Source organism: Rivularia sp. UHCC 0363, from assembly GCF_034931125.1.
In the GTDB taxonomy this organism is placed as follows: domain Bacteria; phylum Cyanobacteriota; class Cyanobacteriia; order Cyanobacteriales; family Nostocaceae; genus Rivularia.
In genome coordinates this window covers 89,370-103,042 of record NZ_JAYGHM010000013.1, presented here as the reverse complement: position 1 = coordinate 103,042, position 13,673 = coordinate 89,370, and the positions used below count along the sequence as shown (strand labels likewise).

General features: G+C 38.0%; 12 protein-coding genes. 5 read left to right on the top strand and 7 right to left on the bottom strand.

Going from position 1 to position 13,673, the window contains the following annotated elements; genetic code table 11:
• Positions 1 to 61 precede the first annotated feature (61 nt).
• The 5 genes from VB797_RS10140 to VB797_RS10120 all read left to right on the top strand — a co-directional run bounded on the left by VB797_RS10140 (position 62) and on the right by VB797_RS10120 (position 5,792).
• Positions 62 to 379, top strand: coding sequence for a P-II family nitrogen regulator (locus tag VB797_RS10140; RefSeq protein WP_323237544.1), 318 nt, complete (start codon positions 62 to 64; stop codon positions 377 to 379).
• Positions 380 to 875: 496 nt separating this feature from the next.
• On the top strand, positions 876 to 1,046 hold the full coding sequence (locus tag VB797_RS10135) for a hypothetical protein (RefSeq protein WP_323237543.1): 171 nt from the start codon (positions 876 to 878) through the stop codon (positions 1,044 to 1,046).
• A 148-nt stretch (positions 1,047 to 1,194) separates the two neighbouring features.
• The gene (locus VB797_RS10130) at positions 1,195 to 2,895 is read left to right on the top strand and encodes an HlyD family efflux transporter periplasmic adaptor subunit (RefSeq protein ID WP_323237542.1); all 1,701 of its coding nucleotides are present in this window, start codon (positions 1,195 to 1,197) and stop codon (positions 2,893 to 2,895) included.
• A gap of 36 nt (positions 2,896 to 2,931) precedes the next feature.
• On the top strand, positions 2,932 to 4,107 hold the full coding sequence (locus tag VB797_RS10125; protein ID WP_323237541.1) for an ABC transporter permease: 1,176 nt from the start codon (positions 2,932 to 2,934) through the stop codon (positions 4,105 to 4,107).
• A gap of 167 nt (positions 4,108 to 4,274) precedes the next feature.
• Complete coding sequence (locus tag VB797_RS10120; protein WP_323237540.1) at positions 4,275 to 5,792, top strand: TolC family protein; 1,518 nt, start codon at positions 4,275 to 4,277, stop codon at positions 5,790 to 5,792.
• A gap of 35 nt (positions 5,793 to 5,827) precedes the next feature.
• Here VB797_RS10120 and VB797_RS10115 read toward each other — a convergent pair whose 3' ends face one another.
• The 7 genes from VB797_RS10115 to mtnA form a co-directional block, all read right to left on the bottom strand.
• Complete coding sequence (locus tag VB797_RS10115) at positions 5,828 to 7,318, bottom strand: GMC family oxidoreductase (protein ID WP_323237539.1); 1,491 nt, start codon at positions 7,316 to 7,318, stop codon at positions 5,828 to 5,830.
• 202 nt (positions 7,319 to 7,520) lie between these two features.
• Positions 7,521 to 8,123: a heme-copper oxidase subunit III gene (locus VB797_RS10110; RefSeq protein WP_323237565.1), complete on the bottom strand. Its 603-nt coding sequence runs from the start codon at positions 8,121 to 8,123 to the stop codon at positions 7,521 to 7,523.
• 183 nt (positions 8,124 to 8,306) lie between these two features.
• Positions 8,307 to 9,977 carry a cytochrome c oxidase subunit I gene (ctaD, locus tag VB797_RS10105; protein WP_323237538.1) on the bottom strand — a complete coding sequence of 557 codons (1,671 nt, stop codon included), beginning with the start codon at positions 9,975 to 9,977 and terminating at the stop codon, positions 8,307 to 8,309.
• Between the two features lie 57 nt (positions 9,978 to 10,034).
• Entirely contained in the window at positions 10,035 to 10,943 is a 909-nt protein-coding gene (locus VB797_RS10100) for a cytochrome c oxidase subunit II (RefSeq protein ID WP_323237537.1), read from the bottom strand.
• 56 nt (positions 10,944 to 10,999) lie between these two features.
• Positions 11,000 to 11,596 (bottom strand): DUF2231 domain-containing protein, encoded by a 597-nt coding sequence (locus VB797_RS10095; protein WP_323237536.1) that lies wholly within the window; start codon positions 11,594 to 11,596, stop codon positions 11,000 to 11,002.
• Positions 11,596 to 12,096 (bottom strand): DUF2231 domain-containing protein, encoded by a 501-nt coding sequence (locus tag VB797_RS10090; RefSeq protein WP_323237535.1) that lies wholly within the window; start codon positions 12,094 to 12,096, stop codon positions 11,596 to 11,598. Before VB797_RS10090 ends, VB797_RS10095 begins: the two co-directional genes overlap by 1 nt.
• 458 nt (positions 12,097 to 12,554) lie before the next feature.
• On the bottom strand, positions 12,555 to 13,613 hold the full coding sequence (mtnA, locus tag VB797_RS10085; RefSeq protein ID WP_323237564.1) for an S-methyl-5-thioribose-1-phosphate isomerase: 1,059 nt from the start codon (positions 13,611 to 13,613) through the stop codon (positions 12,555 to 12,557).
• Positions 13,614 to 13,673: the final 60 nt, after the last annotated feature.

Genomic DNA, 13,673 nt, shown 5'->3' with positions numbered 1-13,673 from the left:
ATTGACGTTTTGCTGAGTTTCTATATAGTCTAATAAATACACACAAAGGGAGGTAACTAACATGACCCAGAGAGCTAGTAAACTCGTCATCGTCACGGAAAAGGTGCTGATGAAACAGATCGCCAAAATCATCGACGAAGCCGGAGCCGCCGGTTATACGGTGGTGGATGCTGGCGGTAAAGGCAGTCGTAACGTGCGCTCGTCGGGACAACCCAGCGTTTCTGATGCTTTCCAGAATGTAAAGTTCGAGATACTTACCCCCAATCGGGATATGGCCGTGAAGATTTCGGATGAGGTTGCAGCGCAATTTTTCGACGACTATTCGGGCATCGCCTATCTCTGTGACGTAATGGAGGTGCTGCACGCGCACAAGTTCTAACTTACTTAAAATCCAGCCGATTAAATCCTTACTTAAAATCCAGCCGATTAAATCCAAAAAGTCGGGTCATGACCCCGGCTTTTTGGTGTCCGTATTTCGGTCTATGCTATTCATAGGGGAAGTTGGAAATGAAAAGCTTTTATCTTTCATCCTCTTGCTTTTGCTCTGTAAAATCAGTACTTTCCGGACATTACTTCCTACTTCAACGGTTCCATAGAAGCGGTTATCCCGTACTTCGGCTTGCACGGCTGAGGCATTCGCGCTTCAGCATAATTACTTATTTGCAAATAAGTATCGATAAGTGCTTGCTTTTCGCGTATTAGTAAGCATGATTGTTCTCTAACTTTTTTATTCTAGTAAAAATGAAGCATAAAATACATCAAAAAATGTTGAGAATTATCTAGAAATGTTAAGTTTTGTTCATAAAAACAATACCTAAGTCAAAACTCCTTATCTATTACAGTTAAACAGGGGCTGGTTGCAGATATAGATTGACATGATAATTTCACGTTCTGTCCGTCGTTGTACCGCTGGAGGATTCGCGGTTAGCGATGTCACAAATAAGGTACTTGCTGAAGTTAATTGTTCGGTAGTTTTATTTGGAGAACCCAATTCAGGTCAAAGGTCAAAGGTTGAAGTTTTATATTTAGGAGTTGGGAATTTATAGTTGTGAATTGGTTTTATTTTAAGTAAGAACCTGTTCTCTATTCTTCTACTAAGAAAGGTATTCTTAATTACAATAAATATTTTTTAACTTCTAAGAAATCAAGGATAGGATAAAATTTTGATACTCATAAATCTTTGCTATCTCAACTATGGAGCAGTCAGTTGAAAGTAAAAAAAGGTTCAAAGTTGGCATAAAGTGGTTAATTTTATCGGCAATCTTGACTGTCGTGGGTGCTGGTGGATGGTTGTTTTTGCTGCGCGATCGTGATCGATCTGGTAGTGCGGTAGCTTTACCTGTAGTTCCGGTGGAGCGGGGAGATGTGGAAATTACTGTTAGTGAGGGTGGTACGCTTGAATTGGGAGGACAGCAGGAAATTAAATCCCCAAGCAGTGTAGTTCTAGAACGGGTATTGGTCAAAATCGGTGATTCTGTTGTTGCTGGTGATAAGTTAGTAATTTTACGTAACGTTGAAGGGTCAAAAAATCTTGCAGGTCAAGACTTACAGGTTAAAAGTAAGGAATTAGCTCTTGCTCGCAGTCAGGAAAAGGTGGTAGAAGCACGAGACAAATTAGCTACCGCACAGCAAGAATTAGGTCAGCCAATTAAAAAAATTGAAATCGAAAATCAACAACTAAAAATTATCCGTGCTGGACAAAAAGTCAAGGAGATTCAACAAAAGATTACAACATCCAAGCAACAATTAGTACAAGACCGCAAAAAGCAACAAATCGAAAATCAAAAGCAGCAATTAGAACTGATTAGAACACGAGAAAAAATTGCAGAAGCTAAATACAAGTTGATTGGGGAACAAAATAAACTCAAAAATCAACAGTTGCTTGCATCTAAGGGTTTTATTGCAGGAGATGAATTACAAGCGCAACAAGAATTAGTTCGTGCTGCTGAATCTGGTTTGAGAGACAGTGAATTGGAAGCGAGAAATCAAAAACTTGACTACCAAAGCAAAGAAATAGAACAACAGCGAGAAAGGGAAGAAAAGCGTCAGAATTTATTAGGAATAGAATCAGAATTACAAGAAGCAATTTTAACAATTAAAAGCGATACAGGTGAATTAAAGCGGATGCAGCTAGAACAACAGCGTGCTACTCCCGAACAGGAAAAGCTCCTGGGTGCGCGTTCTGAACTCCGGGAAGCAATTTCTATTGTCGAAAACGAAAAAACTGAACTCCAACGTTCAAAAGTCGAGCGTGATACCATTTTTGCCCAGTTAAAAAATAATCTTGTAACTGCTCCAATTAGTGGAAAAATCCTTGATGTTCAAGTTAAAGATGGTGACGGAATGGAAACAGGGAAAGTATTAGTTGTTTTAGGCAATCCCAATCAAGAAATAGTCAAACTCCAACTAGCAACTTTAGAAGCTGGGAAAGTAAAAGTTAATCAACCAGTAAGGATTAAAACTATTGGTCCGAGTGCAAAACCATTCTCTGGACGTATCAAAAAGATACATCCCATTGCGACATCCGGTGATGACAGTAGCGGGAGATTTAGTGGTTCTGGACAAGCTAAAGTCCCTGCAACTATTGAATTAGACAAACCCAGTGGTGATTTAATACCCGGTAGTCAAGTAAGTGTAGAGATAGTTGTAGAACAACGCAAACAGGTAGTTGCGGTGAATCTTGAAGCAGTTCAACGAGAAGGAGAACCCTTTGTATGGATCAAAGACGCGCAAAATAAAGCCCAAAAACGTAAAGTTATATTAGGCTTAGAAGGTGCTACAAAAGTCGAAGTTAAATCTGGTTTGAAAGCAGGAGAAAAAATTATTATTCCCCTACCCGATGTCACTTTAAAACCTGGAACATTGGTAAATGAAGTTGGTAGTGAATCACCATAATTCGGAACTTTAAATTTATTATAAGTAATATATAAAATGCTTTCTCCCCAAGATTTAATTATTCTTAGTTGTAAGTCATTAATAGCCAATAAACTGCGTTCTACATTAACAGCTTTAGGTGTATTTATGGGAGTTGGTGCAGTGAATGCAACTTTACAAGTTGGTGATATTAGTCGCGCTATAATTGCCGAACAACTAGCCCAGAGAGAAGCTCCTCAAGTCCAAATTGGAACTTACGTGACTGAGGGAAGAGACGCAAATTTAGAAGATATGAATTATTTACGAAGCAACATTAAGAATATAACTGCAATTAGTGGAATAAACCGTTCATATGAAGAAAATAAAGTTTACTATAGAACAGAAGAAGCACAACCGACAATGTTAGCCGTAACTCAAGATTATCTGCAAACTACAGGGAGAAAACTATTAAAAGGTCGATTTTTAAACTCAAACGATTTTACTAAATATAGACCAGTAATTGTCATCGATAAATTTTTAGCAGATAAATTATTTAAAAAGGAAAATCCTCTAGAACAGCAGTTATTTAGTGGTGGCAGACTTTATTTAGTGGTAGGAGTAATTGAAACTAAAAATAACTTATTTGATGGAGAGCCAACAGGAAATATTCTATTACCAATATCAATATATAGCGCAATGACCGGCGTAGAAAATATTCAATCGATTTCGATTCGTCCCCGCAATCCAGAAGACATGGAGGAAATCAAAACTAAAGCTGAAGAATTATTGAAAAAGCGTTTACCCAGTGTGGAAATATACGCTTATAGCAATATTGAAGACATTGTAGCTCAAAAGCAAACCTTAGAAATAGCTTCCCAAGGATTAACTGTTGTTGGTATGATTGCATTACTAATTGGTGGTGTGGGGATTACCAATATTACCATTGCTGCTGTTATTGAACGGACTGCGGAAATCGGTTTAAGAAGAGCAATTGGTGCGACAAAATACGAGATTTTATGGCAATTTATCCTTGAAGCTGCCATTTTGAGTTTAGTAGGAGGAATCAGCGCTATTACCGCAGTGCATGGTATTACTACTGTTGTTGCTCAGACATTCAGTTTACCCTATGAATTTGAAATAAAAACTGTGACTTTATCTTTAGGTTCGGCTTTATTTGTTGGGGTAGGTGCGGGTTTTTTCCCCGCTTTACGTGCAAGTCAATTAGACCCTGTAAAAGCATTGCGTCAATCTTAATTAATTAATTAATTAATTTTAGATTTTAACAACGGATGCTTTGATTTTAGATTTTAGATTACAAAACTATAAGTTTTTTGTAAATTAATATAGAGGACAATCAAAAATAATAACTATCTTTTCTTACATAAATATCACTGAACTAACTGAAAAATTATGTAACAAATATGAAAAAATTACACTTATTACTAATTTATAAAATCAATTTGATTCCCATCACTATTCTATTAGTATTTAATCAAATTTTACCCGTATTTAGTCAAATTCAACCATCCACCGAAGCAACCCCGAATAATTATCCAGCAATTTTTCAAAGAACATCTCCATCATCTGACAACATTAAAAGATTGATGTTAAAAGATGTTGTAGTATTAGTATTAGCAAATAACACAGAAATTAAAAACGCTTATTTAGACAGAACCGTTCAAAGGGGAGAATTAGCAATTGCCGAAGATAAATTCAACCCCGATTTTACTCCTACATTATCTTTATCTACGAACAAATTAGGCAACACTACGAATGTAAATAGTAGTCTAGATGCAAAAGTAGTCATGAAAATTCCCACAGGGGCAGAAATCAGCTTTGGTTGGCTTGGAAATACTAGAACTAATAATAGTAGTTTTAATAATCTTAATAATATTAATATCAGCAATAATAGCTTCGACCAAAATTTACAACTAAGCTTTCGTCAACCGCTATTGAGAGGTGCTGGAATTACAGTGAATAAAGCTTCTATTGAATTAGCGCGGATTGGCGAGCAAAATAATATTATCAACTTAAAATCAACATTAGCCGACACAATTACCAAAAGTATTATTGCCTATCGGGAATTACTGCAAGCTCAAGAAAGAGTCAAAATTGCCGAACTATCCCTTAAAAACGCTCAAGAAAATTTAGAAGTCACCAAAGCTTTAATTGCTGCTGGTAGAATAGCACCAGTTGAAATTGTTAAAGAACAAGCAAATATTGCTAACCTGCGCGTTAGCTTATTAGGAGAACAAAATAGTTTAGCATCAAGCAAATTAGCATTATTAAAAATTATTGATATTGACAAAAATACAAATATTGAAGCAGCAGAAATTCCTACAGTTGAACGAGTTAAACTCGATTTAGAAAACATTAAACAAATTGCCATTCAAAATCAACCATCATATTTACAATCATTACTTAACTTAGAAACGAATAAAATTGGATTAGTTTTAGCAAAAGATGCAAGACGTTGGGATTTAAGTTTCAATGTCGATATTAGCGATGGTAATAATCAAGCAAACGATGCAAGAGCCGGATTAGCTATGACTCGGACTATCGGGGATTTATCTTTACAACAGCAAGTAGAACAAGCACGAATTAATTTAAAAAAATCAGAAAATGACTTTAGAGAAAATAACGAAAACCTCGATATTGAATTACAAGATGCGATTAGAAATATTAATTTAAGCTTCTCTCAATTAGAATTAGCCAGACAAGCAACCCAATTATCAAAACAACAGCTTGATATTGAACGAGAAAAACAAAAATTAGGTGGTCAAACAAGAATTGTAGATATCGTAAATTTTCAGAACGATTTAGTTCAAGCACAAAATGCTGAATTATCCGCAACCATTCAATATCTTAATGCTCTAACAACACTTGACCAATTTTTGGGAACCACCTTACAAACTTGGCAAATTAAAATCGAACAATGAACAATTAAGTCCTCTTTGTTCATTGTTCATTGTCTTCACCCTAACCGCTCGATCAAATGCTCTCCTACCCGCAAAGCATTAGCAATAACAGTCAAAGCTGGACTAATTGCAGAGACAGAAGGAAAGAAACTACTATCAACAACGTAGAGATTATCTATATCATAAGTGCGACAATTAAGATCGAGAACTGAAGTTCTAGTATCTTCCCCAAAGCGACAAGTTCCACTTTGATGTGCTACCACTTGAAGCGGTGCTTCACAACGGGGATAAATATTTTGTCCGTTTCCATCTATAGCTTTGAGAACATCAATCCAGCGATAAATTAAACGGTCGTGTGCTTCGGTATTATTAACCGTATAATCTAAATATAGTTTGGCACCTTCTACACGAACGCGATTTTTTGGTGATGGTAAATCTTCACTCTGCAACCACCAACCGATAGAACGTTTTGCTAACTGCTTTAAACCAAATTCTGGCATTAATTTAGCAGCAACTGACAACAACGGTGGTGATTCAGAGAAAATTACATCTTGAAGAATACCACCCGAATTTTGAATATGACCCATCGGGTAAGCAAAATTTTCATCACCCCAATAAAAATCATTGATATAGCGGGTTCTTTGAAAGAATCCAGAATTAACAGTATTGGTAAGCTGTACCACCACCGTCATCAACTGCTTCATCAAATTCCGTCCCACTAAATCGGAACTATTAGCAAGTCCTTGGGGATGTTTATCGTTTGCTGAACGTAATAGTAATGCTGCGGAATTTATTGCCCCACAAGAAAGTACAATAATATCTGCCATGAACAAATAAGATTGTTTTCCAATTTGCGCTTCTACAGCTTTAACTACTTTTCCTGATGGATTGGTGTGTAAACATACAACTTTAGCAGAGGTTTTTAACGTCACATTATCGTGATTTTTAATAGTAGGAGAAATTCCGGTATCTTCTGCATCAGTTCGTCCTTGTTCACCCACTCCGATGGGGAGATATGCTGGATGCAATCCTTGTTTTGAGATGCTGGTACAAATATCTTCTACTTGGGGTTCGCTATCAACTACGGGAAACGGGAAACCTTCGCTGCGAGGGGGTTCTGTCAAATCATCACCCGCTTGACCGTGGACTTGATAGAGTTTCTCAGCTTCTGTGTAGTAAGGTTCAAAATCCTGGTATTTAACTTCCCATTCTGGGGAAATACCATCAAGATGCTGAACTTTCTCAAAATCCCTTTCCCGCATCCGTTGTAGTACACCACTATAAATTTTGGTATTACCACCAACGGAATAACTAGTTTGAGGATAGAAAAAATCACCCTCCTCTTCATACCACTGTTCTGGTGCGTGGAAATCTTCTTTTTTAAAAACTTCCACATCACTCAACTGAGAACTTTCCTTTTCTAAGAAATCTCCTTGTTCTAAAACAAGAATTTTCTTACCAGTAGGTGCTAACTTACGAGCTAAAGTTCCTCCACCAGCACCAGTACCGATAATAATTACATCGTAATATTGGTCGTCAATTATCATTGTTAATAGATTTTAGATTTTAGATTTTGGATTATGTCCTTCGGACACACTTCGTGAATGGATTTTGGATTTTGGATACTTCGGCAAGTCTTACAGTGAGCTACGTCGAACTGCTCAGCACAAGTTTTGGATTTTGGATTTTGGATTAAAAGAGTTAATAGTTAATAATTATCTACCCTATTCCCTATTCCCTACTCCCTACTTACTGCCATATATATAGAAGTAAAAATAAAATAATCCAAATGACATCAACAAAGTGCCAAAATAATGAAGTTGCATCTACACCAAAATGACCTTTTTCGTAATTACCGGGAATGAAAGAACGAATTAACATTGTTAACTGCAACATCACACCAGTAAAAACGTGCAAACCGTGAAAGCCGGTTAATAAGTAAAAGGTTCCACCAAATGTACCTGATGTAAAACTAAATTCCAAACTATTCCATTCAACAGCTTGACCATACAAGAAATAACTGCCCATAGCCATTGTTAACAGCCAAAACAAGCGAAAAAGCCAAACATTATGATTCTTTAAAGCTCTTTCTGCAAAGTAAATTACAAAGCTACTGGAAACCAGAATAACTGTATTTATAGCAGGTTCTCGAACTTCTAACCCTGCAACTCCTGGTGGAAGCCAATCAACAGTTGTTGTTTTGTAAACTATATATCCCACGAAAAAACTTAAGAAAATGACGCTTTCTGAAAGTAGAAAGACAATGAAGCCAAACATACTGTTGCCTTCTTCATCATGTTCGTGTGCAGCTAAAATTTCACTATTTGATAATTCGTGTTGAGCCTGTGCCATATTCCCATTTGTAGTATTCATAATAGATTTTGTGAGGATTGACTGGTTCCCAGTCTCTGGCTGGGAATCCCTGCCTGGAGGCTCCGCCTCCAAGGACTTGAAAAGAGGCAGAGCCTCTCTTTTAGGCATTCCCAGCCGGTCGGCTGGGAACTAGTTACCAGAGGAATTTTTTTTCGATCCCAATCAATTCAAATCCGCAGCATTTGCAACTAAATCTTCCGGTTTCGATTTTCCATAACCGTAGGGTTTTTCTATTACAATTGGCAGTTGTTTTTCAAAGTTTTCCACAGGTGGTGGTGAAGAAACCAACCATTCCAAACCAATTGCATTCCAAGGATTATCCGGTGCTTTCTTACCATCAATCCAAGAACTAATCATATTAAGTAAAAACGGTAATGTGGACATTCCTAATACAAATCCACCGATACTCGCAATCACATTCCAAAATGCAAATTCCGGGTCATAGGAAGCAACTCGACGAGGCATTCCTTGTAATCCTAATGGGTGCATGGGGAAAAAGTTAAGGTTGGCACCAATAAAAGTCAACCAAAAATGCAGTTTACCCAAACCTTCGTAATACATTCTTCCAGTCATCTTCGGGAACCAATGGTACAAGGCAGCATAAATACCCATTACCGTTGCACCATAAATTACATAGTGAAAGTGACCAACCACAAAGTAAGTATTGTTTACGTGAATGTCAATTGGAACCGCAGCTAGCATGATTCCCGTAATCCCTGCAAAGACAAACATCGTTAATCCACCCAACGCAAACAGCATTGGTGTATCCAGACGTAACTTACCTCCCCAAACAGTTGCTACCCAAGCAAATACCTTGATTCCCGTAGGTACCGAAATCAACATCGTGGAAAACATAAACAGCATCCGCATCCAGCCGGGAGTACCACTAGCAAACATATGGTGAACCCACACCACAGCGCTCAAAGCTGTAATAATCACCGACGAAACGACAACAACTTTATAGCCAAATAGCGGTTTGCGAGCGTAAACCGGAAATATCTCCGAAAAAATACCAAAGATAGGCAGTATTATTACGTATACTGCGGGATGGGAATAAAACCAGAACAAATGCTGATATAAAACCGGGTTGCCGCCTTTTGCGGGGTCAAAGAAACTGGTTCCTACACTGAGGTCGCACAGCAGCATCACCGCACCAGCAGTTAATGCAGGCAATCCAAACAATTGAATGATCTGAGCGCTCAATACCGTCCAGACATAAGCAGGCATTTTGAAAAAGCCCATTCCCGGCGCTCTCATCCGGAAAATTGTGGTAACAATATTAACCGCGCCCAAAATCGAAGACACTCCCGATAATGCCACAGCTAGCAGCCAGAGAAACTGTCCGTTAATTAAATTCCCCGTCGGATTTTGGGTACTAACAGGTGGATAAGACCACCAACCCGCTTGTGCAGAACCACCGGGAACAAAGAAACTCGCCATGAGTATAATTCCAAACACTGGAACCATCCAAAAGGCAAGGGCATTTAAACGAGGAAACGCCATATCTCGCGCTCCAATCATCAAAGGTACGAGGTAGTTAGCCAAACCCGCCAAGACCGGAAAAGTCCACATAAACAGCATTAACGTACCATGCATGGTAAACATGGAGTTGTAAACCGTGCGGTCTACTAAGTCAGATTCCGGGGTAATTAATTCGCCACGAATGATCATGGCAAGAACGCCACCAATCAGGAAAAATACGAAGGCAGTAACGATATATTGGATACCAATTACTTTATGGTCGGTACTAAAAGTAAAGTAAGTTTTCCAAGTCGTAGTCGGATGATGATGTTCGCTGACAACTTCAGCATTTTTGTCTTGAATACTAGTCATTTCAATTTTGGATTTTGGATTTTGGATTATCTATGAGCAATCAATGCCCTATTCCCATTAATCGTGATAATTAACTACAGGAGGCTCCGCAGGCTTGACAGTTGCCCAATTGCTGTTAATTGCTTTATTTGTGAATCTGGTATATTCGGACATCGCTTGATTAAATGCAGGGGATGGTTTGCGATTTGATGCTTCCTTTAGCCACTGCTGATATTTTTCAGGAGATTCCACCACTACATCAGCCTGCATCGCTGCGAAGTAAGTACCGCTATATTGAGAATTCCGCAACCGATATTTACCTTCAAGGATGGGGGTAAATTCAAAGTTGATTGTTTCTCCAGGAATCACATCTTGCTTGACCCGAAATGCAGGAATGTAAAATCCATGTATGACATCTTGCGATCGCAATGTTAGATAAGCACGCTGATTTACAGGTAAATGCAGTTCGGTACTGCTAACATTTTGCTCTGGATAGCGAAAAATCCAAGCCCATTGTTTGGCTGTTACTTCGATTCTTTCAGGATTTTCAACTGTTTCTGATGCTTCTGAAATTGGTTCGGCTGAAGCTGATTTCATACCCATCGATATATGGTTATGCTCCATCGGACCCAGAATCGACATTTGGTCGTAAATTTGATAACTATAAGTCCCAATCCAAATTACCAAGATGAATGGAATTACCGTCCAGACTACTTCAACAGTAACGTTTCCCTCGATGTGAGGACCATCGCTAAAGTCATATTTACCCGCACGATTGAAGATGATTGAATATACCAGCGCGACCGTAACTCCAAAGAAGATAAATGAGCCTACAGTTACCATGAAGCTAAACAAATCATCTATTAATAGAGATTCAGTCGTAGCTTGTGGAGGAAGCCAAGAGTAAGATAATCGTCCTATCCCTAAACTAACAATAGCTAAAATAATAGAACTGACGGGTATTAATAAAATCTTACGTATTCTCATGAGTAATAGTAATTAGTTTTTAACCTTCAACCTTTGACCTTCAACCTTTAACCTACTCATCGCAATAAAGTATTAGGATTTTGTCCCGATCGCAATAAATTATCTGCTGTATTGTGGATACCAAATTCACCAGCCATATGCGCTCCCAATGTACCGTGGAGGTACATAATAAACATGATTGATAATCCAACTAATAAATAACTCCACTGGACTTGTAAAGCGTTATCTTTACGCCACTTATAACGCTGAAACCCTCGCCATACAGTCATTCCGACAATTAGTGTTAATAAAATAACACCACCTACACCATGCCAAAGCATCGTTTCAGTTGCTCCTAATCCCCAAGCACTTTTTACATTAGGTAGGGGTTGTGCCAACATTATTTCGTAAAAACCTGCTGCAACTGTAAAAAACGTAATAATGGCTGAAGCCAGCATATTGTACCAGCCGACATCAAAAAATGCCGAACGAGTCGCACGAAGAGATAAAAACTTGAAGACTGGCTTTTCTAATGTGAAAAAGACACCAACAATATCAAAAGCGATCGCAATAATGAATAATCCCAATGTGAGATGCACTAAATTAGGATGAATTGGAATAGTATAAGGTAATCCATTTGCACCTAAGCCTAACTGTTCAATTTCTGAATTCATTACAAAATCCCCTCTTTTACTGCTTCCACAACCGGACTTGTATGCAATCCATAAACCCAAACTAATTTATCTCCAAGATATACCTGAAAACACACTAATACTGTTAATAACAATCCTGCTCCTAAATAAGAAACTGGTATCGTTTTCGAGTCGCGCAAACGGATAACATAGCGCCAGCCGGTAATTGCAGTGATAATTCCGGAAAGCGTCCATCCCATCAAAGTATGTAAATTTAGCGCCGATTCAGCCGCGTCATAAGCTAATGATAAACCTGCCTCAATTTGTCCAAATACAATAGCAACGAAAATGGCAATTGTAGCGAAAAACATATTCCACCAACTTACTTCAAAAAGCCGATGATTTTTTGTAAAATACCCTATAATGTCGCACAAAAATGCAAACAAAACCATCGCAATTACAAAATGGACAACAATAGGATGAATTGTATCTGGATAGGGTAAATTGTGTTCATTTAGAGGCGGAAGAAAATTCTCAAACATTGTGTTTCTCTCTACATATCTAGCGAAAAATCACTAAATGGTTTCGCTTCAATCTTAGCAATAATATGTTAGATTCTGTAATATATCTTAACTGTATTTTATCCTACAAAAAGGACTATAAATTAAGATTACTGGAATCGTCTTTGCTAATTATTTATTATTTGAATGTAGAAAATCCTTATAATTAATAAATTGTCAGAATTTGACATGAGCAAAATATATTTTGATCTAGTTTTTACAATTTTAAATTTAGCCTGTGTTGCGCCAATTAATCTTGCTATGAAAAAAATATTTTATTTTATACAACTATCTGATTGGCATTAATTTCTATGAAAAAATCAAAGTATTTTTTAAAGCTAATTAATCAAAATCCCCGCGAATCATAACGCTGGGGATTAATAAAAATGTATTTCTTAATTCTATTATTTCTCAAGTAGATGCCAGCATTAAACCAATAACTAAACCATATGCTTATTCTGATACTTTTTCAAATCCCCAGGAGCAAATACACCTTCTTCCGTCATAATTGCTGTAATTAATTCTGCTGGGGTAACATCGAATGCAGGATTATAATAATCAACACCAGATGGAGTAAGGATAGTTTCTCCTAATTGGTAAATCTCTGCTGAATTACGTTCCTCAATAGGAATTTCACTACCATCAGCGATAGAAAAATCAACCGTAGAAAGAGGTGCAGCAACAAAAAACGGCACGTTATGAGCTTTTGCAATAATTGCCAAACTATAAGTCCCAATTTTATTAGCAGCATCACCGTTTGCAGCAATTCTGTCAGCACCGACAACAACAGCATGAATTAAATTTTGTTTCATGCAGTGCGCTGCCATACTATCGGTAATCAAAGTTACCGGGATTCCTTCTTGAACGCATTCCCAAGTAGTGAGTTTAGCCCCTTGTAATCTGGGGCGAGTTTCGTCAGCAAAAAGTCTTGCTAAACGTCCTTCTCGCCAAGCCGATCGCACTACACCCAAAGCAGTACCGTAACCCGCAGTTGCCAACGCACCAGCATTACAGTGAGTTAAGATAGTTAACTTTTCTGGTGTTTCGGGTAAAGCCAACAAACCGCGATCGCCAATTTGGTGACAAGTTTGCAGGTCTTCATTATTAATCGCTTGAGCGGTTTCCAGAAGGGTTCGCCTGATTTCTTCTACCGTACCGATTGTTTCATAAGTAGCTTTCAACATCCGTGAAATAGCCCAAAACAGATTAACCGCTGTGGGACGAGTTTCCCGTAGCATTTGTGCGACTCTTTCTAAATGTTGGATAAACTCATCGCGGTTACAGGTTTCAATTTCCCGCGCTCCCAAATACATACCATAAGCAGCAGCAATACCAATTGCAGGCGCACCACGGACAATCATAGTTTTAATTGCCTGAGCCATATCTTCACTACGATGAATTTCTACGTAGGAATATTCCAGAGGTAAACGAGTTTGATCGATTAAGGAGACTGAATTATTATGCCAAATTACAGGATACACAGGATTATTTTGCGACATCTTACCTTGAGTTAAGAATTTAATTACTAAGAGGGATGGGGGGAGAGGGGGGAGAGGGGG

Coding starts and splice junctions, on each gene's coding strand:
- VB797_RS10115 (WP_323237539.1), bottom strand. CDS start 7,318: ATGATAATTGACGACCAATATTACGATGTAATTATTATCGGTACTGGT.
- VB797_RS10090 (WP_323237535.1), bottom strand. CDS start 12,096: ATGTTTGAGAATTTTCTTCCGCCTCTAAATGAACACAATTTACCCTAT.
- mtnA (WP_323237564.1), bottom strand. CDS start 13,613: ATGTCGCAAAATAATCCTGTGTATCCTGTAATTTGGCATAATAATTCA.
- VB797_RS10095 (WP_323237536.1), bottom strand. CDS start 11,596: ATGAATTCAGAAATTGAACAGTTAGGCTTAGGTGCAAATGGATTACCT.
- VB797_RS10110 (WP_323237565.1), bottom strand. CDS start 8,123: ATGGCACAGGCTCAACACGAATTATCAAATAGTGAAATTTTAGCTGCA.
- VB797_RS10130 (WP_323237542.1), top strand. CDS start 1,195: ATGGAGCAGTCAGTTGAAAGTAAAAAAAGGTTCAAAGTTGGCATAAAG.
- ctaD (WP_323237538.1), bottom strand. CDS start 9,977: ATGACTAGTATTCAAGACAAAAATGCTGAAGTTGTCAGCGAACATCAT.
- VB797_RS10135 (WP_323237543.1), top strand. CDS start 876: ATGATAATTTCACGTTCTGTCCGTCGTTGTACCGCTGGAGGATTCGCG.
- VB797_RS10140 (WP_323237544.1), top strand. CDS start 62: ATGACCCAGAGAGCTAGTAAACTCGTCATCGTCACGGAAAAGGTGCTG.
- VB797_RS10120 (WP_323237540.1), top strand. CDS start 4,275: ATGAAAAAATTACACTTATTACTAATTTATAAAATCAATTTGATTCCC.
- VB797_RS10125 (WP_323237541.1), top strand. CDS start 2,932: ATGCTTTCTCCCCAAGATTTAATTATTCTTAGTTGTAAGTCATTAATA.
- VB797_RS10100 (WP_323237537.1), bottom strand. CDS start 10,943: ATGAGAATACGTAAGATTTTATTAATACCCGTCAGTTCTATTATTTTA.